The 26,452-nt window shown below is 39.4% G+C and carries 14 protein-coding genes; 10 read left to right on the forward strand and 4 right to left on the reverse strand.

Going from position 1 to position 26,452, the window contains the following annotated elements; translation table 11 throughout:
* Window positions 1–33: 33 nt before the first annotated feature.
* The 7 genes from F3D3_RS14975 to F3D3_RS15005 all read left to right on the forward strand — a co-directional run bounded on the left by F3D3_RS14975 (window position 34) and on the right by F3D3_RS15005 (window position 17,812).
* Window positions 34–7,029 (forward strand): TIM-barrel domain-containing protein, encoded by a 6,996-nt coding sequence (locus F3D3_RS14975; protein ID WP_069875191.1) that lies wholly within the window; start codon window positions 34–36, stop codon window positions 7,027–7,029.
* A 91-nt stretch (window positions 7,030–7,120) separates the two neighbouring features.
* Window positions 7,121–8,500, forward strand: a complete 1,380-nt coding sequence (locus F3D3_RS14980) for a serine hydrolase (protein WP_069875193.1) — start codon at window positions 7,121–7,123, stop codon at window positions 8,498–8,500.
* 2 nt (window positions 8,501–8,502) lie between these two features.
* The gene (locus F3D3_RS14985; protein ID WP_069875195.1) at window positions 8,503–9,303 is read left to right on the forward strand and encodes an N-acetyltransferase; all 801 of its coding nucleotides are present in this window, start codon (window positions 8,503–8,505) and stop codon (window positions 9,301–9,303) included.
* A gap of 86 nt (window positions 9,304–9,389) precedes the next feature.
* Window positions 9,390–9,746 carry a hypothetical protein gene (locus tag F3D3_RS14990; RefSeq protein ID WP_069875197.1) on the forward strand — a complete coding sequence of 119 codons (357 nt, stop codon included), beginning with the start codon at window positions 9,390–9,392 and terminating at the stop codon, window positions 9,744–9,746.
* A 157-nt stretch (window positions 9,747–9,903) separates the two neighbouring features.
* Window positions 9,904–12,378: a LuxR C-terminal-related transcriptional regulator gene (locus tag F3D3_RS14995; RefSeq protein WP_069875199.1), complete on the forward strand. Its 2,475-nt coding sequence runs from the start codon at window positions 9,904–9,906 to the stop codon at window positions 12,376–12,378.
* A 184-nt stretch (window positions 12,379–12,562) separates the two neighbouring features.
* Entirely contained in the window at window positions 12,563–12,793 is a 231-nt protein-coding gene (locus F3D3_RS15000; RefSeq protein WP_069875201.1) for a DUF2442 domain-containing protein, read from the forward strand.
* 21 nt (window positions 12,794–12,814) lie between these two features.
* Complete coding sequence (locus tag F3D3_RS15005) at window positions 12,815–17,812, forward strand: leucine-rich repeat protein (protein ID WP_069875203.1); 4,998 nt, start codon at window positions 12,815–12,817, stop codon at window positions 17,810–17,812.
* A gap of 81 nt (window positions 17,813–17,893) precedes the next feature.
* Here F3D3_RS15005 and F3D3_RS15010 read toward each other — a convergent pair whose 3' ends face one another.
* From F3D3_RS15010 to F3D3_RS15025, 4 genes are read right to left on the reverse strand one after another with little or no spacing between them, the layout of a single operon-like run.
* Window positions 17,894–18,553 carry a two-component system response regulator gene (locus F3D3_RS15010; RefSeq protein WP_242877148.1) on the reverse strand — a complete coding sequence of 220 codons (660 nt, stop codon included), beginning with the start codon at window positions 18,551–18,553 and terminating at the stop codon, window positions 17,894–17,896.
* Complete coding sequence (locus F3D3_RS15015) at window positions 18,541–19,920, reverse strand: sensor histidine kinase KdpD (RefSeq protein ID WP_069875205.1); 1,380 nt, start codon at window positions 19,918–19,920, stop codon at window positions 18,541–18,543. The genes F3D3_RS15010 and F3D3_RS15015 overlap by 13 nt, the downstream gene beginning before the upstream one ends.
* A 13-nt stretch (window positions 19,921–19,933) precedes the next feature.
* Entirely contained in the window at window positions 19,934–20,539 is a 606-nt protein-coding gene (locus F3D3_RS15020; RefSeq protein WP_069875207.1) for a DUF6305 family protein, read from the reverse strand.
* A gap of 1 nt (window position 20,540) precedes the next feature.
* Entirely contained in the window at window positions 20,541–22,169 is a 1,629-nt protein-coding gene (locus F3D3_RS15025; protein WP_084389078.1) for an ABC transporter substrate-binding protein, read from the reverse strand.
* Window positions 22,170–22,376: 207 nt separating this feature from the next.
* Here F3D3_RS15025 and F3D3_RS15030 point away from each other — a divergent pair, with 207 nt between their 5' ends.
* The 3 genes from F3D3_RS15030 to F3D3_RS15040 all read left to right on the forward strand — a co-directional run bounded on the left by F3D3_RS15030 (window position 22,377) and on the right by F3D3_RS15040 (window position 26,443).
* Window positions 22,377–23,636 carry a DUF3798 domain-containing protein gene (locus F3D3_RS15030; protein WP_069875209.1) on the forward strand — a complete coding sequence of 420 codons (1,260 nt, stop codon included), beginning with the start codon at window positions 22,377–22,379 and terminating at the stop codon, window positions 23,634–23,636.
* 141 nt (window positions 23,637–23,777) lie between these two features.
* Complete coding sequence (locus tag F3D3_RS15035) at window positions 23,778–25,421, forward strand: sugar ABC transporter ATP-binding protein (RefSeq protein WP_374700076.1); 1,644 nt, start codon at window positions 23,778–23,780, stop codon at window positions 25,419–25,421.
* Window positions 25,409–26,443: an ABC transporter gene (locus F3D3_RS15040; protein WP_069875212.1), complete on the forward strand. Its 1,035-nt coding sequence runs from the start codon at window positions 25,409–25,411 to the stop codon at window positions 26,441–26,443. The genes F3D3_RS15035 and F3D3_RS15040 overlap by 13 nt, the downstream gene beginning before the upstream one ends.
* Window positions 26,444–26,452: the final 9 nt, after the last annotated feature.

A 26,452-nucleotide genomic window follows, 5' to 3' on the forward strand; every position in this document is an offset into this window, starting at 1 on the left:
AACCATGATTTCAACGATTGAAAGGCGGTTATTATGCAATTGAAAATGAAAATGAAAAAAATCATCGCATTGTTAATGGTCGTGTTACTTATCTCAAGCTATTCGCTGGCATTTGCAATTGACGGCGTTTGGCATAAACCCTACGGCATTGACTGTATTTATCTCACTGAAGAAACTGAAAGACTACCGAGAGACCCACAGGCAGGTGAAAATGTTTACGTAAAATTGAGCACTTGGCCACAAGAAATGGGGCAGTCTACATGGATTACATGGCAAAAGAATGGCGTCGCTCAAACACCAATAGGAGGAGACTGGAAATACAACAGTGGTAACAATACTTACTGGGAAGTGCCAATGGGCAGCTTTCAAAAAGGCGATCAAATTGAATACACTGTGCACGCCAATAAAGACGGTGCAAATGAAAAAACAATAGGGCCCTTTAACTTCACCGTTACAGGCTGGGAGCATCTGTCTAAAATCAACGCCTTCACAGATTACAGCAGTGGCATAGAACTCACTGGACAAGCGAACACGGGCACTTTCACGCCTAAAATGAACATTACTTTCCAAGCCGATGATATCTTTAGAGTGAAATTATCCCCTATGGGTAATACAATCACGGATACAGGGCTTAATAACTATACGGTAACCGACCTAGGCAGTCTCATAGAAATCACCACTTCAAAACTAAAGTTAAATATCCAAAAAGACCCTTATAAGCTTAGCGTCTATGATGCTACAGGTACTCTGATCACCTCTGAGTACGATCCTAATATCAACAGAAACATCGCATGGCTTACAGATGGCGTTAACAAAATTGATAAAGTTGAAGAGAACTTCGTAACACCATCAGATGAGGCCTTTTATGGATTTGGCGAACACTATGACCAGATCAATAAAAGGGGGCAAAATGTAGATAATTACATTTACAATCAATATAAAAATCAAAACGAAAAGACGTATTTGTCAGTGCCTTTCTTCATCAATTCCAAAGGCTACGGCATCTACAATAATTCGACTTATTACGCTCAATTCAGACTTGCAACAGATCGAAGTGACCTCTACAGCATTAGAACCAATACGGGTTCCAAGTCAGATGCCGTCTTAGATTACTATTTCGTGTATGGTGACGATTTGACCGATGTTGCAGCCAATTATACTGAAATCACCGATAAACCTGTCTTACCGCCTAAATGGGCATTTGGACTCTGGATGTCTGCTAATGAATGGGATAGACAATCCGAAGTGTTAAATGCACTTGATCTTTCATCGCAATACAACATTCCTGCCAGTGTAGTCGTGCTTGAACAATGGAGTGATGAGAGTACTTTTTACATTTTTAACGATGCCCAGTACACACCAAATGATGGCAGTACAGCTCTAGGCTACACCGATTACACCTTCCCCTCTGCGAGCAAATGGCCTGATCCTAAAGCGATGACCGAAGCCATTCACAATGCAGGGATGAAACTGCTCTTATGGCAAGTGCCTATAGAAAAGGCCATGGACGTCGCACATACACAAAAAGATAATGACGAAACTTATATGATCAGCCAAAATTATGCGGTCTCAGATGGCCTCGATGGGCAATACAGACTCCCAGATGGCAAATGGTTTTCGCATAGCTTGCTTTTAGACTTTACCAATCCGAGCGCTGCCAATTGGTGGCTTGATAAGAGAGCCTATCTCCTTGACGATATTAAGATTGATGGGTTTAAAACAGACGGCGGTGAAATGGTCTGGGGCAGAGAGGTCACTTTTTCAAATGGTAAAAAAGGGGACGAGATGCGAAATGTCTATCCTAACTTTTACTACGGTGCCTACTACGACTTCGCCGCATCAAAACGCCCAGAATCCATGACATTTTCAAGATCAGGAACCACTGGTGCACAAAAATATCCAGGCTTCTGGTCGGGGGATATGGAATCCACTTTCTATGGTTTTAAACAGGCTTTAAATGCGGGATTAACTGCCAATATTTCTGGCGTACCTTTCTGGAGCTGGGATTTAGCAGGTTTTACTGGTGATTTCCCATCAGCTGAACTCTATAAGAGAAGTACTGAATTATCTGTATTTTCACCCATTATTCAGTTTCACTCAGAAAAAGCAAATCCAAGCGTTTCAGAAGAAAGATCCCCTTGGAATGTGGCATCAAGAACGGGGGACAGTTCCGTCTTGACTCATTTTAGCAAATTTATGAACATCAGAATGAACCTCATGCCTTACATCTATACAGAAGCAAGTCATACCAGTACCAGTGGCGTTCCAATGATGAGAGCAATGGTACTTGAAGCGCCTGATGAAACTCAAACACATGAGCTCAATGAACAATACATGTTCGGCGAAAACTTACTCATTGCACCTGTGGTAAATGAAGGCGAAACCAATAAATCCATTTACTTACCAGAAGGCGAATGGATTGACTTCTTCTATGGCAGTCAAAGACCTGGTGGACAAACAATTCATTACTATGCAGATGTGAACACGATCCCTGTTTTCGTAAAACAAGGGGCTATCATACCGATGAATCTCAATGCAGATTACGAACTGGGGGGAGTGATTGGCAACGACCTCACAACCTATAACAACCTCACTTTTAAAGTTTTCCCTCATGGCACATCCCATTATCAATGGTTAGATGATATTGGTGGCGGCATGAAAACGATTTCTGCCACAGAAAATTATGCAGCTCAAACGGTGAGCATCACTTTACCTGAAATCACTCAAAAGAGTACTTTACAAGTCTTCACCACAAAACCAACCTTTGTTAAAATTGAAGGGACTGCATTGACAGAGTACACCACTCTCAATGCTTTAAAAACAGCAAATGAGGGCTGGTTTTACAATGCAGAAGCTTTAATGACTTATGTTAAAACTCAAAGTCATACAGGGAATGCAACGGTTTTATTAGAGGGTGTTCAAAAAAATTACTACGAAGCAGAATATGCCACTCAAACCGCAGTGGGCACCAATACAGATCACACGGGATATACAGGCACAGGCTTTGTGGATCAATTTGAAACCGTAGGCGATGCCGTGTCATTCCAAGTAAATGTAGACACCAGTGCCAATTATGCACTTGATCTCAAATATGCATCAGGATCAGCAGAAGGCACAAGAGCCTTGTACATCAACGGCGTTAAAACGGCAGATTTGACATTTCCCCAAACAACCAATTGGGATACTTGGCAAACTATCACTGAATCCATCAATCTCAATAAGGGCATAAATACCATTAAAATTCAATACGATACAGGCAATGCGGAAGGGATTAACTTAGATCACATCGCACTTAAACAAGGCGACGAGCCTTTGGCGGTGGAACAGCTTGGCAACCTAAAATCCGTTGAATTGACAGGTGATTTATTGACACTAACTGTTGAAACTGGCAGTCCTTCTTATGACGATATTTTAGAACTTCAAGTTTGTGCGAATGACATTTTAAAAGTCAACTATAGACCCAATGGTATAGCGCCAAGTGCAGATACGCCTGTACTTACCCCCAATAAATCATGGGAGACTGTGGGGGCAACGTTTGATACAGTCTCTGACCCTATGGTCATCACCACTACCGAGATGAAAATTGAAATTTCTAAAAATCCAGTAAGAGTAAAAGTGCTCAAACCAGATGGCACGATTCTCTTTTACGAGCCTCAATCAGGCGGTGTCAATAGCAAGAGCATTCGCTTCGTGAGAAATGGCACTGACGACCTCTACGGTTTACATGGTTATGATTTCCTAGGCGGATCTGGAGATTTGCTCAGAAATGACACCACTCAAATTGCAGATGCGGGCTATCAAGGTGACGCCGGTGCGCCACTGATCTGGAGTACCAATGGCTACGGCATTTTGCTCGATGCAGATGGTGCCTATCCAGTCACTGAGACGAGTTCGAAGAAAATGGAAATGTACTATGGCGACTTTGACAAGAGAAGATATGAAAAAAAAGATGTGGAATACTATGTCATGGTGGGAGACCCTAAGGATATCATGAAGGGCGTCAGTGAAATATCCGGTAAAGCACCACTTTTACCCAAATGGGCACTTGGCTTTATGAATACAGAATGGGGTATCGACGAAACAGAACTCCGAGATGTGGTCAACACTTATCGCGCTAAGAACATCCCCATAGACAGTTATTCAATAGACTATGACTGGAAAAAATGGGGTGAAAGCAATTATGGTGAATTCAACTGGAACACCGATAACTATCCCTCTGCTGCAACGACCACCCTTAAGGCCGATATGGATTCAAAGGGCATTCATTTAATCGGTATTATGAAACCAAGAATTGTTATTGAAACAACTGATGGGACAACCACAACGCAAGCGATCGATGCTGAAGCAGGTAACTACTGGTATCCAAGTGGTAGTCAATACGATGATTACTTTAAAGGCATACCTGTTAGGGATTTAGATTTTTATAACGCAGATTTGAGAACATGGTACTACGAGCATCTGAAACCCGCCATTGACAAGGGCATCGCTGGCTTTTGGAACGATGAAATCGGCCGCGTTCAAGCGGGGAGCTATGACTTCATGTTCGGTCCATTTCAAGGCCTTCATATGCAACAAGCCATTTATGAAGGTCAACGTCAATACACAGATAAAAGAGTATTCTCAACGAACCGAAATTTCTACCTTGGCGCACAGCGATATGGCTACACCACTTGGTCAGGTGATATCGGCACCTACTATACCAACCCAACTGCAGATGTGGGCATGCAAGAACAGAGAGAAAGAATGCTCGCCACCGTCGCACTCGGACAAAGCAAATGGGGGATGGATACTGGTGGTTTTAACCCATCAAGTTTAGAACCGACACCAGAACTTTATTCCAAATGGATGCAATTCAGTGCTTTTGCACCTATATTTAGAGTTCATGGTAACTTAAACCACCAGAGACAACCTTGGTACTATGGTCGTACCGCCGAAGAAGTGGCCAAAGAGGCTATTCAACTCAGATACAAATTAATGCCCTATATTTACGCTTATGAATGGGAGGCTTATCAAAATGGGGTTGGTCTTGTAAGACCTCTGATCTATGATTATCCAGATGATCCTGCAGTAAAAAATCACGTTTTATCATGGATGTTCGGTGAGCACTTATTGGTATCTCCAATGATGGAGGAAACAGGGAGTTCAATGAATATTCTGCTCCCTGCTGGCAATTGGATTGACTACTTTAGAGGCACTAAGTATTCTGGTAACCAGACCCTCACTTATGCCCTTGACGGCGAAACATGGACAGATATCCCACTATTCATCAAAGAGGGTGCCATTATACCCAATCAGAAAGTGCTCGATTATACAGGCGAATCAACCGTAGATCAAATAGAAGTTGATGTATTTCCGAGTACAACCAGATCCAGCTTTACCTATTATGATGATCATGGGGACAACTATGATTATGAATCGGGGACCTATTTAGAACAACAAATGGAAGCACAAGATCAGGGTTCAAATGGCTTTGAATTTAAAGTTGCTGCAAAATTTGGGACTTATAATTCAAGTGTAAATCACTACATGATCAAACTTCACGGGAAAGCAGCAACAACAGTGACGAGCAACGGCACCGCTTTATCTTACTATTCAAGTTATGATGCCTTGAACAGCACTTCTGGAGAAGGTTTTGCCACTGGAAAAGATATATATGGTGATGTCACCTATGTCAAATTAGAAGCTGGCGCAGTGTCAGATAAAGTGCTTATGGCAACGGGAAATGCCCTCGTCACAGACACTAAACTAAAATATGAAGCCGAAAACGCTTCACTTTCGGGCAATACCACTACCACGACGGCAAAAATAGCGACAAATCATATCGACTATTCAGGTACTGGATTTGTGGATGGCTTTGAAAATCAAGGTGCAAAAGCGACTTTCTATGTAAGCACAAGGCAGGCTGGTGATTATGATATCGATTTACGCTATGCCAACGGCGACAGTTTCGATAAAAGCCTGAGCCTCTTTGTAAATGGCATCCGTATCAAACAAACCACATTGCCATCAACCTCAAATTGGGATACTTGGAACACGAAGACAGAGACACTCCCATTAACTGCAGGCAATAACATCGTAAGTTATGAATACTACAGCGAGAGCGGTGATTCAGGCAATGTCAACTTAGATTCAATTGAAGTGCCATTTGAGCCATCGGTAATCAAAGTGGAAGCTGAAGCCTCTCTATTACTCGGCGGTGCCAGTGTCAATCAAAATCACTACTATTATTCAGGTGAGGGCTTTGTGGAAGGCTTTAACACGGTAGGGGCTTCCATTACCACACAAGTCCATGCAACCTCTGCAAGCAGCTATAAACTCAATCTGAGATATGCAAACGGCACCGGTTCTACCCAAACCTTAAGTGTAATCGTAAATGGCATTGACTTAGGCGACTTATCGCTTGAAAGTCCCTCTATGGATTGGAACCATTGGCTCAGTGAAGAATATGATGTAAACTTACAAGCTGGTATAAACACTATTGAAATCAAATATGACAACACCAATACAGGACAAGTAAATTTAGACCGCCTATTGATTGCTCAGGCTTCCGTATTGACACCAGAATCAGAGCGAAACCTCCTAGACAATGGTGACTTCGAAAGAAGTACAAGCTATGCGAATGCATGGGCAGAGTGGCATCCGTCTGGACAAGCAATAGCCTTTGGTGTAGATGCAGGGACGACGATCATTCCGATAGAAGCTGCATATACAGGTTCCATGAGGGCGTATTTCCACAGTGCAAGTGCTTATGAACAAAGCATTAAACAATCCAACCCAGTGGCAAATGGTACTTACAAAGTAGAAGCTTGGGTTAAGATGAGCAATAACACACCGATCGCGGGGCGAATGGAAGTGACCAATTATGGTGGCAGCGACCAATATTATAACATCTCCAACACAGGACAGTGGCAGTATATCAGCCTAGATAACATCGTGGTCTCAAGTGGCAGTTTAGAGGTGGGCTTTTACGTAAACTCTTCTGGAAACACCACACTGCTCATAGACAATGTCAGTGCGACTAAAAAATAAGACTTTTTAAATGAAAGATTAATATCTTTATATGCCCCAAAACTCTAAAAATAAGTTATGATAGAGGTATCATACATGGAGGATCAGACCAATGAAAAAAGAAGATATTAATCAATTTGAACAATTCGTAGATGAAGTCATGAAGACCTATGAAGGTCAGGGCATTGGCGTGATAGGCTTTGATCAAAATTCTATTCTATATGAATATTATCAGGGGCATAGAGATGTTGAAAAGGAATTACCCATCAATCGCGATACCATATTTGGTATCGCCTCTATTACGAAATCTTTCACTGTGATTGCCATACTTCAACTTGTGGAGAAGGGCATCCTTGATCTCAATCAGCCCATTACGACTTATATTGAATCCATAAAACTGCCTGAAGGTCGCATCCCAACTGTTGCTCATCTTTTAAGCCATGCAGGCGGGTTCTATCCACAAGAACGATTCTTGATGAAAGATGTGGCCAAAATACTGGGCATTACAGAGGGTACAGAACTGAGTAAAAATCATGAACTTGCAAATAAAGGCATCGAAATGCTCGTGGAACGCATAAATGAAATGAAAGATTTCACTGGTGCATTAGGGCAGTACCATAGTTACAGCAACTTTAGCTTTGGCCTTTTAACAGAACTCGTTCAGCGATATGGTGGAGAAGCGCACTACACAGACTACATGGAAAAGCATATTTTGGAACCCTTAAATTTAAGAAATACATTCTTTGACTTCAATAAAACGCACAATGAAAAAAACATCACCAGACTCTATGAAAAAGTGGTCGATCATTTGAATGTCACAGAGGATTATGAGGACATGGGATTTGTACTTCTCGGTGGTGGGGCACTTAAGTCAACACTTAATGATATGATGGCATACACAAGACTTTATTTGAATGAGGGTCACTACAATGGCAAATCGATATTATCTGAAAAAGCCATCCAAAGCATGACCATTCCAAGAGTGTCCTACAAGCCTTTTGAAGGATATGGTTACGGCCTTGTTTCTGGTAAAATCGGCGAAACCCTATACGCAGGTCATAGCGGAGGCCTCACTGGAGTTTCCAGTTACTTTGCCTTTACTAAAGCAACACAAAAGGGTATCGTCATTCTTTGTAACACAAGCAACGTGCCTGTATCCGCCATCGGTATTGCAGCCATAAAGCTTTTAAACGGTCAAACCCCTGACTGGCATCAAATGGATATTATGGGCACTGACTGGCCAAAAAATGTCATTGAAAATACAATCGGCATATATGAAAGTGCTGAAGGCACACGCATTGAAATTAAAAATGATGAAACTGGAATCGCTTGGTGCTCAGGAGAGGAACGTCTCCAAATGACTTTAATAGATGAGGATGCGGTATGGGTTCATAATAAAATAATCGCAAGCTATACCCCTATTTTACGTGATGACCAAGGAAAGGCAACTGCCGTGTATTCAGGATCACGTATCATTAAACGAAAGGTTTAAATATGAATCATAACGCAGAAAAACTTCAAATACAAATTGCTGATTTAAGTGCACTGTACAGCATTATTGAAATCATGAATAAAGTAACCCTGCATTTACACGATCAAGGCATAAATCAATGGGATTATCCTTGTGAGACAGCACCCATTGAATCCGATATTCTGGAAAAAAGTGTTTATCTTGTACTTTTAGACCAAAAACCTGTTGGGACTTTTTCAATAAAATCTACAACTTTATTAAACTCAACCGTGATAGAACCCGAAAATCTTTATCTGTATCGAATTGCACTTTTACCCGAAGTACAGGGCCAACACCTTAGCAGACAAATCATACAATTTGCTTGTAACCGCGCCCATAGCACTAAGATGACTTTATACCTTGACTGCTGGGCAGGGAATCAAAAACTGATCGACTTCTACACAAAAGCAGGTTTTAAGTCACTGGGCATTTTTCCAGAAGAAGATTATAGCATCCATATCTTTATGTGTTCCAGTGAAATAGGCGTGGCAATAAAAGAGACAGGTCTTTCCATAAGCCTTGAGTACTTAAAAAATTTCACACGATGTGGCTTGATCATAGGCCTTTTAATTTCTATTTATTTTTTTGCAAATGGCCTTTTAGAGGGCAAAATAAGTATTGCAACCAGTAAAACTGAATATGAAGGGTTCCGTGCATTGTTCATCATTTTCGTATTTATACCAGTAGGAATGGCACTAAATGGGCTCGTTTGGGGATTGATTTCATACTTCCCCTATCTGTTAGTGAGAAAGATAACGGGCCTCCTCTTTTTCAAAGCAAAATGAACCCATTATAATTCATTTATTTTTAATTTCTCCTAATGATATGCTCATTTATGTCGATATACTTATTAGAAAAGGATGGTGACATTATGAGAATCTCAACACAAATGCAAAATGAGAGCATGTTACAAATGCAAAGCAGTGAATATTATAAGAAAGCAACTCAAACAGAGAACGATACCAAGACCAATAAAGACAACAACGAAATTAGTCTTGGCAACGATTTAGTTGTCAAAAAAGACAAGGATACCCTCATTCTTTCTAAACTCGGAAAAGACAAATCCAAAGAGGTATTACAAGAAATTCCATTAAACTCCAAAGCTGGCGCTGCATTAAGTGAATACATAAATTCAAGTGATACAGCAACGGCCAAAACAGAGTATGAAAAGGCACTTGACGAAATTAATAATGCGAACAGAACGATGAGCCTTGCAAATTATCTATAAGCATAAAAAAACAAATAAGCCATTTAATCACTCATGATTTAAACAAGTAGGATCTATATTGAAATATAGGTCCTATTTTTCATTACTTTTAGGCCCATTGTTTCAAATGTTAATTTGCTGTATTATATTAATATATTGAAATGTGAGGAGCTTTTTTATGTACAGTAGAAGTAACACAAGAAGTTTATATTTTTCAGATCGAATTAAGAAAACTATGGAAAGTATATTAGAGTACCCATTTGCAATCATTGAAGCACCTATGGGATACGGTAAAACAACTACGCTTAGAGCGACTCTTTCAAGGCCAGAAATAACCCTGTTGTGGCAAAAAATCCACGATGACTCTACGACTAACTTTTGGAGCGATTTTTCAAATTTATTCAACCCTCTTGATCCTGAACTTGCACAGAATTTGGATATGCTCGGACTTCCAACAGACAGTTTATTACTTAATCAAGCCGTCAATTTCTTTGTTAAATCCACCTTTAAATCTAAAACCGTAATTGTCTTTGACGATTATCATCTATTAGAAAACCGTACGATTAATCGATTTATTGAATATCTAGTGACAAATGAAATTGAAAACTTATTCATTGTTTTATCGGCGAGGTTTAGTGAATTTGAAAGGTTAGAAGAATTTGAGCTCAAAGGCTATCTCAAGCATATTTGTAAAGAAACCTTTGAGTTTAGACCTGAAGACATTATGGCGTATTATAAACTCTGTGGTCAATCTATTAAGTCAGAAGATGCCCATCGCCTTCATACCTATACGGAAGGTTGGATTAGTGCACTGTATCTGTTGATGTTAAATTTTGATGCAGACGATCAGTACTTGGATTCTACGAATATCTATTCTCTCATTGAAAAAATTATTTACTTACCCCTTAGGGCAAGGTATAAAGCGTTCTTGTTAACCCTGTGCATCTTTGAAAGATTTACACTTAATCAAGCTCAATTACTATGTGACGACGCACATGTAGACACCCTAATTCAGGAATTAGTGCTCAAAAATGCCTTCATCACATATGATGCAGATGAAAAGTATTATTACATGCACAGTATCTTGAAAAGTTTCTTAGAAACACAGCTCGAACATAAAGGGCCCCACTATAAACAAAGTTTATATATAAGAGCAGCCCAATGGTCAATTGATAACGCACAATATCTTACGGCTATGTATTTTTCTAATTTGGCTGAAGACTACACCACTTTGATGAAATCTATAGAACTGGACAGAGGCCATAGTTTCAATAGTGATCACAAAGAACTTATGATCAATTATATTGAACACTGTCCATTAGAAATCAAAAATCAATTTCCTCTTGCCATTTTGATATATCTGCGAAGATTATTCACCTACAATAAAATGGATTTATTCAAGAAAAATGTGGGTGAGCTTGTCGCTAATATACAGACGATGTCTGAAAGTGATCAAGTCTATAAAAATCGGATTTTAGGTGAATATGAATTAATCATGAGTTTCACAGGTTATAACGATATTGAAAAAATGTCTGCATTTCATCAAAGAGCGTGTACACTTTTAACAGAACCCTCAGTCATTTTGGATAATAAAGCGAGCTGGACTTTTGGATCCCCTTCAGTTTTATATATGTTCCACAGAAAAACGGGAGAGCTCAAAAGAGAAGTAGATGTGATCAAGATCGCCATGCCTTACTATTACAAGCCCACAAGAGGACATGGTATGGGTGCTGAATATATGATGGCAGCTGAGCGATACTATTTACTTGGGGATTTTGAAAACGCTGAAATACTCACACATCAAGCTTTACAGACTGCTACAAATTCACTACAACACGGTATTATGCTTTGTGCAGTTTTTCTTCAAATTAAGTTATCTCTTATAAAAGGCGACTTTTTAGCCGTACAGATATTATTAAAAAAAGTAAGAGATGAAATCAATAAACAAAAGCTATACCTTTTTATGCACACTTTAGATATGTGTGAAGCCCAGATCTTTGCATCTCTAAATATAAAAAAAAGGGTTCCGCTATGGATATCAAGAGGAGAGCTCACCAGTACAAGATTGTTTTTTCCGACACTGCCTTATTTGAATATGATTTACAGTAGAGTGCTTATAATCAATGGAGAATATCTAAAACTCTTGGGCAATGCAGAACACTTTTTAAATATCGCTTCTGTTTTTCCAAATATATTAGCACAAATATACACACATATTTATATTGCGGTTGCCAATAAGCAAATATCTAGACATGGTGAATCACTTGATGCCCTAAAGAAAGCATTAGAGCTCGCTATACCGGATCAAATTCTAATGCCCTTTGTTGAAAATTCTGATTTTATAAAACCTATACTTGAAGAACTTCGTACTCAAAGCATATACGTCTATGAAATTGAAAACATCTTAGAGTTGTATAAAGTTTATCAAAAATCCCTAAAAGGGATCATCAAAGAGCACTTTACAGAAAATGCGCCTCAATTATCGGAGCGCGAAACAGAAATTGCATTACTTGCATCCAAAGGTTTTTCTAACAAAGAAATCGGAGCAAAGCTTTTTATATCACCAAACACCGTTAAATCACAACTCAAAAGTGTATTTGAAAAGCTCAATGTGAATTCACGTGCATTGCTTAATCAATATTTCGAGGCATGACGAATTTTATAAAAAGATTCAAAAGATCACCCTATGGGTGATATAAATTCAAATAGGTCCACTATACAATAATAGGTATAGTGGATTTTTTTTATAGCATTAATTCTTGTAGCAGGTGCACTTTGCTTGCGATAAAGCGTTAGACGAGAAGGATTCAAAATAATGTAAGTTAGGAGGATGTGATATGAGTTATATTCAATCCGTTATGCCCAAAGAAAACTATTGCATTGAGGTATTTCTAGACAACGGGAGCTGCATCATCTTAAATTTAGAAAGCAGATTAAAAACCGTTCGATTTGGAATGCTCTCTGATAAAGCGCTGTTTAATCAAGCGACCACGGATGGAAGCTATATTCGGTGGAATAATATGTTGGAAATATCTGTAAATGAAGTTTTTCAATTGGCACAAAAGTAAATTAAAATTGGAGGTATGGGAATGAACGATCAGAAACACAAGAAATTTTTATCGATCTATTTGATCATGATGATGCTAATCGGATTGTTTAGCGGTGCAGGATTACAACCTACATTTGCGGGGGCACCTGAAGGTGATTTTGGGTTTGATTCAAGCACAGGGACAATCACTTCGTATAGTGGGGCAGGAGGCGATGTTGAAGTGCCTTCAACTATTGGAGGCGTAACCGTTACAGCAATTGAAGGCTATTCATTTCAGAATAAAACCACAATTACAAGCCTTGTCATTCCAGCTTCTGTAAAAACAATTGGAGATATGGCCTTTTATGGCTGTAGCAATTTGAAGACCATTACATTAAACGAGGGGTTAGAAACACTCGGTACTTATGCGTTTTCAAACACTGGAATAGAAGATATTATTCTGCCAAATAGTGTGGTATCTATGGGCAGCGATATTTTTAGGGATTGTACTGCTTTAAAATCAGTTGTACTATCAAATGGTTTAACGACACTGCCAAACCAAGCATTTCTTGACTGTAATGGCCTTGAAACCATAGTACTTCCAAAGGGCATCACAGATATAGGCACATATGCTTTTGGCAATTGCTATGCTCTAAAAAACATTAAATTGCCTTCAACATTAGAATCTATTGACGCCAGCGCATTTTCGAATTGTACTGCGCTTATAGAGATCACACTTCCAGCAGCGCTAAAAACAATTAGCGGTTATGCTTTTGAGGCAACAACTTCTCTTAAAGCTATCTATTTTGAAGGCAACTACCCAACAGTTGTAAATGGTTACTTTAGTGGATTAGCAACTGGTGTTCATTTCTATTATAAGCATGACAATACTGGATTTGCAGTTGGCAATAGCCGATATGTGCCACTGTATCGTTTGACAACTGAGACAACCAGTGGTTCTAGTATATCCGTAGCGCCTAATTTAAATCCTAATATCGATCAAAAATGGTTTACAGAAAGCACGAGTATCCAATTAATAATGCTTCCTGAAGCGGGAAAACAATTTAAAAGAGGTTCATTACACTACATGGACGGTACAATTTCAATACCTATTGATTCTACAATTGTTATGCCCAATAAAGATTTGCATATCCTCGGCGAATTTATGCCAATTGCTACAACCTCTTATGATGTCACAATAGGCTCAGTCACAGGTGGTAGTATAACCAGCAATCTATCAAATGCCTATCTAGGTGAAATCATAAATCTCGTGATTACGCCTGAATCCGGTAAAAATTTAGTTGCTGATTCTTTAAAATATATGGCTAATGGTACAGAACAGCTCATAACAGGTACTAGTTTCATCATGCCAAACGGTCCTATAACGATCAGCGCATCATTCGCATCATCAGATTTCATTTTTGATACTTCAACTGGAACCCTAACAGGTTATGTTGGTGCTGGAGGTGCTGTAGTCATTCCATCGACAATCTCTGGCATGCCTGTTGTTGCAATCGGTGATAATGTATTTGAGAATCAATCTAATATCACAAGTGTAACGATTCCAAATAGTGTTAAATCCATTGGTAATGCCAGTTTTAGAGGGTGTTCAGCATTGATTGACATTACTATCCCAGAAGGGGTTACAACAATGGGGCATAATGTATTCACAAATTGCTATGCATTACAAAGTGCCGTATTTCCCGAAAGTCTTACCACTCTTGGAGCAGGCACATTCTATTATGATAATAGCTTAAAATCATTTGATTGGCCCGCATCACTGACGACAATCCCAAGCAGTACATTCTCTTATTGTTCTGGTCTTAAGGATATAACAATACCTGAGGGCGTTACAGAGATTGGGCAAAGTGCATTTTATTATACTGGCTTTGAAAGTATTACTTTTCCTGCATCACTTATCACTTTAAACGCTTATGTTGTCAGTGATATAAGCAACTTAAAATCCGTTATTTTTAAAGGCGATGCACCTACTGCCACTACGCTTTCATTTGATAATTCAAATTCTGAATTAACGCTTTACTATCTAGAATCTGCAAGTGGTTTTACGAATCCATGGCTTGGACTGGATACAGCAGTCTATAATCCAACAGCAACCTATACTTTAACTTATGATCTAAAGGGTTCAATTGGTACGCTTCCAGCAACTATTACGTCGCTACATTTTGGAGATACTTTAGCGGTTTCAGCACAAGGTGATCTTACGAAGGGGACTGATACTTTCAAAGGCTGGAACACAATGCCTGATGGCACTGGAGACAGCTATGCAGTTGGCAGTATGGTTACAATGAACAATAAGGACATGACGCTTTATGCAACTTGGTTAACAAATTATTCTATTGCCATAGAGACTACAGAACACGGAAAAGTGGAAATACTTCTTGATAAAGCTATAGAAGATACAACTATTTATATTGTTATTACACCTGAAAATGGGTATAGACTCAAAGCGGGTTCCCTTAAATACAACGATGGCATTAAAGATTATATTATTACAGAGTCAAAAATGCCTCCGAAGCCACAAAAAAAATTATCAAAAGTTGAAATCCCGCCAAGTGGATACGCTTTCCAAATGCCAGCAGCAAATGTCACTATTTCAGCGGAATTCGAGGATGAAAATATATTATTTGATTTTGATGAATCCACTGGGACGATTACAAAGTATCTAGGTTCTGAATCCAACGTTATAGTACCCTCTCAAATCAATGGAGCAATTGTAAAGACTATTGGAGAAAGAGCATTCGTTCAAAAGAATATAAAAACAGTAACCCTCTCAGAGGGCATCACAAAAATTGACAATTTTGCTTTTGCAGGGTGTTTAAATTTAAGAGGTCTTACATTACCAGAATCATTAACTGAAATTGGAAATGGCGGTTTTGTGGATTCCTGGTCACTAAGTGCAATAAAATTTCCAGGCGCAGTCATTAAAATTGATTCAGAAGCATTTGCAGGGGCACAAGAATTAAAAATTGCACGTTTTGAAGGTAATGCACCCGCTGAATTCGCATCAGATGTATTTAGTAATGCAAATCCTGATTTTAAAATCATTTACGATTCCAACAAAAATGGTTTTGATACAAATGGCTTTGAAAACTACAATTGCTATACTGAACAATCCATTAATGGAAATGATGCCGTTGCATCTGATCTGAGCACTTTAAATATTATATATACATTATCCTTTGATAGTGCAGCACTCGCTAATGATGAAGTAGGTGGCTCTGTATCAGAAACAAGTGATAACGTTCAACATAACCTCTATTTGCCAGTAGTAGGCGTAACCTCAGGTTCAAGTATTGTTTGGCAGTCAAGTAATCCAGATGTTATTGCAACAAACGGTAAAGTAACCTGCCCAGCATTTGAAAGTGGAGATGCCAATGTCATTTTGACTGCCACTGTGAGCAACAACGGCGTAAGTGATACCAAAACATTTGACCTAACTGTCATTAAAAAAGATCATGTAGCAACTTATGTATCTATTGGCTTTAACAATAACGGTGGCACCACAGAAGCAAATCCAGAACTTGTTACAATTGAATCTGGTAAATCAGTTGAATCACTTCCAACAGCACCGACTAAAAGGGGTTATACTTTCTTAGGATGGAATACTATGGCTAATGGTTCTGGTACAGCATTCTTAGAGAAAACCATCGTAACTGCTAATATAACCGTATATGCACAATGGCAAGTCGTTGATAATGGTCATTCTAATCATAATGACGACAAAGAAAAGGATAATTCTCCATCGACACCTGCAACGCCTGCAACACCTGCAACACCTGCATCTCCAGCATCTCCTGCAATGCCAGCATCTCCTGCAACACCTGCAACGCCTGCTACTGGAAAAAATAATACAACTTCTATCACTGAAACATTGACTTCAGAAGCCAAAGTAGATTCAAACGGTAAGGCAACAGCATCTGTAACAGAAGCTCAAATGAGCGAATCTGTGAAGAAAGCTTTAGACAGTGCAGGAAAACTCGGCAACGGCACAAAAGCTCAGGTCGAAGTAAAATTGACAGCTACACCTGATGCAAAAGTTATCGAAACTTCAATGCCTAAAACGACTTTTGACAACATCGTAAACAGTGAGATAAACACCTTAAAAATATCGTCTTCAATCGCCAATTTAACTTTTGACAGTCAAGCTCTAAAAACTATGTCTCAAAATGGTGTAGGAGATGTCAACATTACAATCAGTAAAGTAGACACAAGCACTTTAAATGAAACTACACAAAAAACAATTGGGGATAGACCTGTATTCGACTTTACAGTCACAAATGACGGCAAAAAAGTTTCTCAATTTGGCGGCAATGTCACTGTGGAAGTGCCTTATACACCTCTAGCAGGTGAATCAGCAGATGGATTAGTCGTTTACTATGTCAACGATAATGGGGAACTCGAAATGATCACCAGTGGCCGTTACAATGCTGAAACTGGCACCATCAGTTTTACAACAAATCACTTCTCTCAATACGTCGTAGGCTATAATAAAATTGAGTATACGGATGTATCACCAGAAGCATGGTACTCTAAAGCTATTCATTTTGTTTCTGCAAGAGGCATAGCTTCTGGTACAGGAAACGATCAGTTTTCTCCAAATAGTAAGTTGACAAGAGGTCAACTGCTCGTTATGATCATGAAAGCTTATGATCTAAAAGCAGAAGAAAACTCAAAAGACAATTTCTCAGATGCAGGAAACACTTATTACACGGGTTACCTTGCAGCAGCTAAAAAACTGGGTATAACAAGTGGCGTAGGGCACAATCAATATGCACCTGAAAAAGAAATTAACCGACAAGAAATGTTTACAATGCTCTATAATACTTTAAAAATATTAGACAAATTACCACAAGTCACAAATGAATCTGGGCTTGAAAAAATGAGTGATCAGGCTCAAGTGGCACCATGGGCAAAAGAAGCCATGACACTATTCGTAAATGCAGACATTGCAAGTGGCAGTGCTGGTAAAGTACTCCCTAAAGATTCTACGAGTAGAGCTCAGATGGCACAAGTCCTATACAATTTAATGACCAAATAAAGTAACTTTATAAGCTGTATTTTATTTTCATACAAACGGCCACAATACAAATGAGTTTAAAAAGTATTGTGGCCGTTTTTTTTACAGCTTCGAAGGATCAAAATCATCGCATAATTTATACTTATTCTTAGGTCTACCCAAATTACCGTAAATCGGAATAATCTCTAAAAAATCATTTTTCTCAAGATATTGAATATAGCGATGTACCGTCTTATAGGCAAGATTGACCCCTGCTGTGATATCCTCAAAAGTGACCTCCGCGTTTTGCTTCACCAGAAAGTCTGTGACATGTCTAAGCGTGGCTTCACAAATGCCTTTTTCTAAGTAAACTTCTTCTTTTTTAGCAGTCATCTTTTTTTGAATCTCATGAATTTGAAGATTGACTTTAATCCGTGAAATTAAGTCAGGTGCTTTTATGGGCTTTATCGAGAAGTCCGTTGCACCTACTGCGATGAACTTGTCACAAGTCTCTTGCTGTTCATCCACTGTTAAGACTAAAATGGGCAGATCCGCCTTTAAACTTCGCAATTTTTTTACAGTGGTTAAACCATCCCAACCCGGCATATGATAATCCACAATAACCATATCGAGCAATTCATTTTTTACAATTTCATAGCCTTCTTGTCCACTGGTAGTAGTCATCGCCTCATAATCACAAAAATCACAAATCTCTTTTAAAGTAAATAAAATATCGGGTTCATCATCGATGATCAAGATTTTAATAGGTTCTAAGCTGGACATGTTATTTCTCCTTTTTCTATAATGGGTAACTTCACAATAACTTGAGTGCCTATGCCATATTGACTTTCGATTTGAATAGTACCCTCATTTTCATCGATGGTTTGTTTGGCAAAGGGAAGCCCTAGACCCGTGGTGTTGTTGGTGGAGTACCCGATTTGCCAAATCTTATTGAGATCAACTTCAGCGATGCCCATGCCATTATCTTGAATGACGATTACGACATCCTCTAAAGCCTTAAATATATTGAGCTTTATTACTTTTTCGTTTGTGACACACGGCGCTAAAATGGCATTCTCTATTAAATTAACCAGTGCTCTTGCGACTCTGATCTTATTGACATAGAGTGCAGGGATATTGTCTTCAATAGCCGTCGTAAACTGTATATGCTCATCTTCAACGGGAATCTGTGCCCTTATATAACTGATCAGTGCTGAAACCTCTATCCACTGTCTGGAAGTCCCATATAAAAAACTGGAAATCATTTCACTCATTTTGACAACAGCTTGATCAATTCGATTGCCATAGGTTTCTATTTTATCCACATCTTTAGCTAAAGCCAGTAATGAGCTGAGGCCTCGAATGGTTGCAAGTGGCGTTTTTAAATCATGAGCAAGCGCATTGATTTCTTGATAGATACGATTGTCCATAATCTTGTTTTGCATGGTCTCCAGTGCTATGGCCCTTTGATAATTTTCCTCTGCAATGCTGAGATTTGTCATATACATTCTAAAAATCATTGCCGTCATAAAGGAAGACAAAAACATAGGCACAATAAAGGCGAAACCAATGGAATTTAAAATATAGGTGTTTTGCAAGTAGTCACTGGCAATCTTAATGCTGATTGGAATGTCACTGGTTCCCGTCCTGAGACCTGCAAAAATCGGCATTACATTTAACCATTGACTAAAGAAGAAAACCTGAAAACCTATAAAAATCCTTGGCATCATGATTCTTGCTTTATGCTTCGTCAAATAGACCAACCCTAGAGTGATCCATAGCGCAACTAACGAGGTCACCAGCTCTGAAGGTTGATGGAGGAGGGTAGACCAAGCGGTTTTACCCAAAACAAAGCAAAAGCCTAAAATCAAATTGTGCACCTTTAAAGAAAAAGCAATCCTACTGTTGACATATGCCAGCAAACATTCGAAACTTAAATAAAAAAGCAGATTAGGAATGGTGTAGAGGATACAACTGGCCATTGCCGCCAATATTAAAAAGCCACTGTCGCCAGAATGAATAGACTGTCTAATCTGAACGATGATATCAAAAAAATAGGTTTCAGTTAGCTCAGGTAAAATAACCGCCAATGCAAGTAAAATGAGAAAGCAACGCATATATTTGGGAGATTGAGCTGTTTTAATAGACATGGATTGCCTCCCGCTATCTGAAGGCCGCAGCCAGCGGCTTCGTTAAATCGTTAATCGAATTTATACAGGAGATTGGCGTTTCTTTTTTGCCCGCAAGTTCTGTTAAAAATTGATCATAATTGCCACTGTTTGTGGTGATAATATAATTTGCATACTCACAAGACAGTGTTAGCAAAGCATCTGTTTCCTCATTTCTACGCGCTTTTCCACCAACGTAGACGACAATTAAGGGCAGCTTTTGACTAACGCCCTCGTCAATTAAAGTTTTCACACGCTCACATTCATCATCAATTTTTTTATCATGTAAGTTCAGCCCGATTTCGCTATAGCCAACGACGATTACAATGGAGCTGATTTCAGTTAGATCACTTGGCGTTGCCTCGGGCATAAAAAGATTGTTAAATCTGAGTTCATTGGCTAAATCTTGTAAAATATAAGTGTCTGTACTCTGCCCAGCCGATGTAATCAAAAGCATATTATTTGAAAAGGGCTTTGAAAGGTATGTACTGGACAAATGATGGACTTCATAAGCCGATTTTAAGTAGTAAATAGAACACCATACAATGGCCATGCCGATCATCATCATTACGGGTTTTCTGAGCACTTTGAGTTTTAACATATCAATACTCCTTGCTTAAAGAAACATGATTTAAAGGTTCTACACCACTGATGTTTGTCACATAACCACTGACGTTTCGATTGATGCCAATAGTCGGAAGTGTGTGTACTAATGGAATCGCAGGCGTGTCGATACTGACAAGCTCTTGAATTTCTCGGTACAAACTGTTTCTAAACGCTTTATCTGTGGATTGGCGCGCAAGTTTAAGCAAATTATCGACTTGGGGACTGTTGTAAAAGGCATAATTGCTAATCGTTCCAGCAACGGTATTCTCCGAAGAAAATAGATTGTAAAGAAAGTTATCTGGGTCGGCCACATCGCCATTCCAACCCGCTAAAATCATATCATAGTCACCATTTTGACCCCGCTTAAGCACTTCTTCCCACGGTTTGGTCTCAACGATGACTTTAATATTTGCAGTGGCAAGGCTTTCCTGAATAAAACGGGCTAAAATTGCAGGCTTTGGAAAATAAGATCTCGGTTCTTCCATGACCAATAACTTGATCTCAAACCCATCCCCTTTTTCAACACCTTTTAAAAGATTTCGAGCCAATTCAATATCAAAAGTTGTCGATTTTATATTTTCATTATAACCCCACAAGATAGGGGGGACAAATGTCGTTGCCGCTCTAGAAGAACCATCAAATGCAACCTGTATCAGCATTTTTTTATCAAGGAGATGTGCAATGGCTTGTCTGACCGCTTTAATCTTTAAAGCTTCATTATTCATATTCATGGAAAGGTATCCAATATTAAAAAAAGACCGATTGGTTAATAAGATCTGATCCGAATTCTTAATAAGTGCTATATCTTCATAAGTCAGATTGTCTGCGATCAAAATTTCACCACTTCTCAGCTGACGAATGCGCTCTTTAGGATCGGAGATGGTTTTAAAAACAATATGACTGACTTTGGGTTTTTCAGCCCAGTAATTGTAATTTCGCTCTAATGTGATTTCACCGTTTTCAGCCCATGATTTAAACACAAAAGGCCCCGTTCCCACAGGTTTATATTTTAAATCTTCATTGTATTTCATAATCGCCTCTGGACTTGCAATTCCAAATGCAGGCATCGCCAATGTACTCAAAAATGGCGCATAGGGTTTGGAGAGCACAATTTCAACAGTGTCGCTTGAAAGTGCTTGAACACTCTCAACAATGCCAGGAAAGCCCCCAAAATTCATATTCCAGTAGACGAAATGTCCTGCATGATAAGGACTGGTGGAATCCATCCACCTGTTAAAGTTAAAAACCACCGCATCCGCATCCAGTTTGGAACCATCATGAAAAAAGACGTTTCTTCGGATTGTAAAATGCCAGACGAGGCCATCTTCACTCACGGACCAATTCTCAGCTAAGGAAGGCTTTATCGTCACGCCGGTTTGATCATAAGTCACCATATTATCATAGAGGTTAACTGTGACACGAAGCGATTCTTGATCTGTAACAACTGCTGGGTCCAAAGCGATTGAGCCACTCGTACGCCCAATGGTCAATACACGATCCGCCTTTGGAAAACTGTTAGAGATCAAATTTATGATATTAGAAGCATCTTCTTTGACAATATGACCGAGCACATATATGATCAAAGCGGTAAGAATGCCTATGCCGATCCATTTCAAGTCTTTCAAAGGGAAATAACCTCCTGCGTGGTAAAATCAACCTTAAAATTTACAATATACGTCTCTATTATTCTAACAGAGATCAATTTTCTTTTAAAGAAATTTAATATATTTGTGAATTATTTGAGAGAAATAAGTGATAAAAAAGCTTATTTGTTACCAAATTGTTATAATCTCTCTAAGGCTTATGCCAAGATTATATTAAGGGGGATTAAAATGTTCAAAAGAATTTTAGCAATTACATTAGTTATGATGATGATGTTCAGCTTAACAGCTTGTGGTGGTCAATCGACACCTGCTGCTGGAGAACCAGCAGGAACAGATGCAGCTCCTGCAGATGCGCCAGCTACTGCCGAAGCCGCTTTCCACATCGGTATTGTTACGGGTACTGTATCACAAGGTGAAGATGAACTCAGAGGCGCAGAAGCAATGATCGCAAAATATGGCGATGCAAGCGATGGCGGTATGATCAAGCATGTTACTTATCCAGATAACTTCATGCAAGAACAAGAAACCACTATTTCAACAATTGTTGGACTCGCAGATGATCCATTAATGAAAGTAATCGTTGTCAACCAATCTGTACCGGGTACAAGTGCTGCATTCCAACAAATCCGTGAAATGTATCCAGATATCCTTCTTCTTGCTAATTCACCACAAGAAGATACTGCAATGATCGAAGCTGCAGCTGATCTTGCAATTGATCCAGATAACGTCAACAGAGGCTACTTAATGATTCTTGCAGCTAAAAAAATGGGCGCTAAGAGCTTTGTTCATATTTCTTTCCCAAGACATATGAGTATTGAACTTTTATCGTTAAGAAGAAATATCATGGAAGAAGCTTGTAAAGATTTAGGTCTTGAATTTATTTCAGAAACTGCACCAGATCCAATGAGTGATGTTGGTGTTCCTGGCGCGCAACAATTTATCCTTGAAAAAATGCCTGCATGGGTTGAAAAATACGGTAAGGACACTGCGTTCTTCTGTACTAACGATGCACATACTGAACCTCTACTCAAAAGAGTTGCTGAACTGGGCGCAATCTTTGTAGAACCAGACTTGCCATCTCCTATTATGGGTTACCCAGGCGCATTTGGAATCGACTTAAAAGAAGAAGCAGGCAACTGGCCAGCAATTTTGAGCAAAGTTGAAGAAGCTGTCGTTGCTAAAGGTGGATCTGGTAGAATGGGAACTTGGGCGTACTCTTACGGTTACACGGCTACTGAAGCTTTGACTGAGTTTGGTAAAAACGTCGTTGAAGGCACGATGTCAAAAGATTCGTTTGATGACGTCATGGCATGTTTCGATCTTTACACACCGGGTGCTGAATGGAATGGTTCTTACTATCTTGATCGTGTAAGCGGCGAAGAAAAAACAAACCATATCATGGTATACCAAGACACATATGTATTTGGACTTGGTTATTTAGGAAACTCTAAAGAAGTCGTTCCAGAAAAATATAAAGAAGTAAAATAAACACTAAAATAATGTAATGCACCTCCATTGGCAAAGTTGATAACAAAGCAGTGATGATTTGCCACGGTTTTGCCAATGGGGTGTTATTTAAACCATTAACGCATCGCATAATTGCACGTAAAACAGAACAGGGGACGAGAGGTGAATACATTGTCAAACGAAAATATTTTACTGCGCGTAGACGGCGTAGGAAAGGAATATGATGGCAACAGAGTTCTAAAGGATGTCAATTTCACACTTGAAAAAGGAAAAATTTTGGGCCTTGTAGGCGAAAATGGGGCAGGCAAATCCACGTTGATGAAGATTTTATTTGGCATGAATGTGATTGCTGAAACTGGTGGCTACGAAGGTTCTATTTATTTAAATGGAGAAATGATTAATTTTAAAGATCCAGTTGATGCACTGAAAGCGGGAATCGGAATGGTGCATCAGGAATTTTCACTGATTCCAGGATTTACAACCGCTGAAAACATACTGCTCAATATGGAAAAAACCAAAAGTAGTGTCCTCTCTAGACTTTTGGGCAAAAGACTCGAAACCATAAATATGCCTGAGATTCGAAGAAGTGCTCAAAAAGCCATCGACACACTTGGCGTTAATATAAATACAGAAACTTTGGTTTCAGAAATGCCAGTAGGTCACAAACAATTTATAGAAATTGCCCGAGAAATTGATCGTGATGACGTTAAATTGATCGTTCTGGATGAGCCTACTGCTGTGCTCACAGAATCTGAGGCCGAAATACTACTGCATGCCATGCGCAAACTTGCGGATTCAGGCATATCGATCATCTTCATCTCCCATAGACTACATGAAATCACGTCAGCATGTGATAAGATTGTGGTTTTAAGAGATGGTGTCGTGATCGTTGAAAAGCCTGCTGAAGGGGTCAACATCAGACAAATTGCAGAATGGATGGTCGGTAGAGAAATAGAGAAAACCGCTGAAGTCATTCATCGAGATGTGGAGACACAAACACAGAAAAATGATGATATCATCTTTGAAGCCAAAAATCTCTGGGTGGATATGCCTGGGGAGACCGTTAGAAATGTCAACTTCAAGGTGCGAAGAGGCGAAATACTTGGTATTGGCGGCTTAGCAGGCCAAGGTAAATTGGGGATTCCCAACGGCATCATGGGTTTGTTTGAGACTGGAGGCTCTATGATCTTCAACGGCAAACCACTTGCCATTAACAACACACTTGAAGCTCTGAAAGAGGGGATTGCCTTTGTTTCAGAAGATAGGCGAGGGGTTGGTTTACTCCTAGATGAACCGATTGATTGGAATATCGCTTTTAATGCCATGCAAGTACAAAACAAATTTCTCAAGCGCTATTTAAACGGTCTTATCAGTTTTAGAGATGAAAAGGCCATGAAAACAGTTGCTCAAAAATATATCAATGAACTTGAAATCAGATGTACCAGTGAAAAGCAGCTCTCTCGAAATCTATCTGGTGGCAATCAGCAAAAAGTTTGTCTAGCGAAAGCATTTGCAATGAATCCAAGTTTACTGCTCGTGTCTGAACCGACGCGTGGTATCGATGTTGGCGCGAAGAAACTGGTGCTCGATGCCCTGAGAAAAGACAATGAAGAAAATGGTACTACTGTAATCATTATCTCATCAGAACTCGAAGAACTCAGAAGCGTTTGTGATCGAATCGCCATCGTGTGTGAAGGTCAAATTTTTGGCATTTTGCCACCTGAGGCTGAAATAGCTGATTACGGAATGCTCATGGCAGGTGAATATAAAATAAGTGAAGGTGGTGATAAACAATGGCAGAGGTAAATAAATTTATCAAAAACTTTGGATGGCCGAGAATCATCATTGGATGCTTTTTGCTCGCTTTGTTTATTGTAGCGCCAATCTTCGGTGTCAGAATAGACACTTCTTTAAACGATGTCATTGTAAGGTTTGGGATGAGTGCCGTTATGGTCTTGTCCATGGTGCCTATGATCCAATCCGGTTGTGGCCTCAACTTTGGAATTCCAGTTGGACTCGTGGCGGGTATGCTCGGTGCGGTTACAAGTATAGAGCTTGGATTCGTCGGCATCTCAGGGATACTTGTTGCTTTTCTTGTAGGTATTTTAGCCGCTATTGTCTTTGGTTTTTTATACGGTCAACTCCTAAATCGCGTTAAAGGCGATGAGATGATTATTGCCACCTATGTGGGCTATTCATTCGTTTTCTTTATGAATATGATGTGGCTGATCTTGCCCTTTAGAAATCCAACAAGTGTTCAAGGCTTTAAAGGTGAAGGGTTACGTGTCACCATAAGTATTCAGGAATACTGGTTCCATAAAATTAGTGACTTTTTAGCCATTCCGATCAGCAAAAACTTTATATTGCCCACAGGGATGATTCTTTTCTTTGGTTTTATGGCACTGCTTGTCTGGGCGTTTTTTAAGACCAAGACAGGCACCGCTATGACCGCTGTAGGATCGAATCCCGATTATGCAAGAGCTGCTGGCATCGATATTGATAAAATGAGAGTTATTTCAGTTGTGCTTTCAACTATGATTGCCGCAGTGGGTATTATTGTCTATCAACAGAGCTTTGGTTTCGTCCAAATGTACAACTCACCACTTGCGTTTATATTTCCATCTGTGGCTGCAGTGTTACTTGGCGGTGCTTCTGTCAATAAAGCCAGCATTGCAAATGTTATTATAGGCACATTCTTATTTCAAGGGATATTGACCATGACACCTTCGGTCATCAACAGTGCGATCAATATTGATGTTTCTGAAATCATTCGGATCATCGTTTCAAACGGTATGATCGTCTATGCACTGACACGGAAAGCGAGGTAAGCGATGAAC

Origin of the sequence: Fusibacter sp. 3D3, assembly GCF_001748365.1 — a bacterium.
Taxonomy (GTDB): domain Bacteria; phylum Bacillota; class Clostridia; order Peptostreptococcales; family Acidaminobacteraceae; genus Fusibacter_A.

Excerpts from the sequence above, each read along its gene's own strand:
- F3D3_RS14975 (WP_069875191.1), top strand. The coding sequence starts at position 34 with ATGCAATTGAAAATGAAAATGAAAAAAATCATCGCATTGTTAATGGTC.
- F3D3_RS14980 (WP_069875193.1), top strand. The coding sequence starts at position 7,121 with ATGAAAAAAGAAGATATTAATCAATTTGAACAATTCGTAGATGAAGTC.
- F3D3_RS14985 (WP_069875195.1), top strand. The coding sequence starts at position 8,503 with ATGAATCATAACGCAGAAAAACTTCAAATACAAATTGCTGATTTAAGT.
- F3D3_RS14990 (WP_069875197.1), top strand. The coding sequence starts at position 9,390 with ATGAGAATCTCAACACAAATGCAAAATGAGAGCATGTTACAAATGCAA.
- F3D3_RS14995 (WP_069875199.1), top strand. The coding sequence starts at position 9,904 with ATGTACAGTAGAAGTAACACAAGAAGTTTATATTTTTCAGATCGAATT.
- F3D3_RS15000 (WP_069875201.1), top strand. The coding sequence starts at position 12,563 with ATGAGTTATATTCAATCCGTTATGCCCAAAGAAAACTATTGCATTGAG.
- F3D3_RS15005 (WP_069875203.1), top strand. The coding sequence starts at position 12,815 with ATGAACGATCAGAAACACAAGAAATTTTTATCGATCTATTTGATCATG.
- F3D3_RS15010 (WP_242877148.1), bottom strand. The coding sequence starts at position 18,553 with ATGTCCAGCTTAGAACCTATTAAAATCTTGATCATCGATGATGAACCC.
- F3D3_RS15015 (WP_069875205.1), bottom strand. The coding sequence starts at position 19,920 with ATGTCTATTAAAACAGCTCAATCTCCCAAATATATGCGTTGCTTTCTC.
- F3D3_RS15020 (WP_069875207.1), bottom strand. The coding sequence starts at position 20,539 with ATGTTAAAACTCAAAGTGCTCAGAAAACCCGTAATGATGATGATCGGC.
- F3D3_RS15030 (WP_069875209.1), top strand. The coding sequence starts at position 22,377 with ATGTTCAAAAGAATTTTAGCAATTACATTAGTTATGATGATGATGTTC.
- F3D3_RS15040 (WP_069875212.1), top strand. The coding sequence starts at position 25,409 with ATGGCAGAGGTAAATAAATTTATCAAAAACTTTGGATGGCCGAGAATC.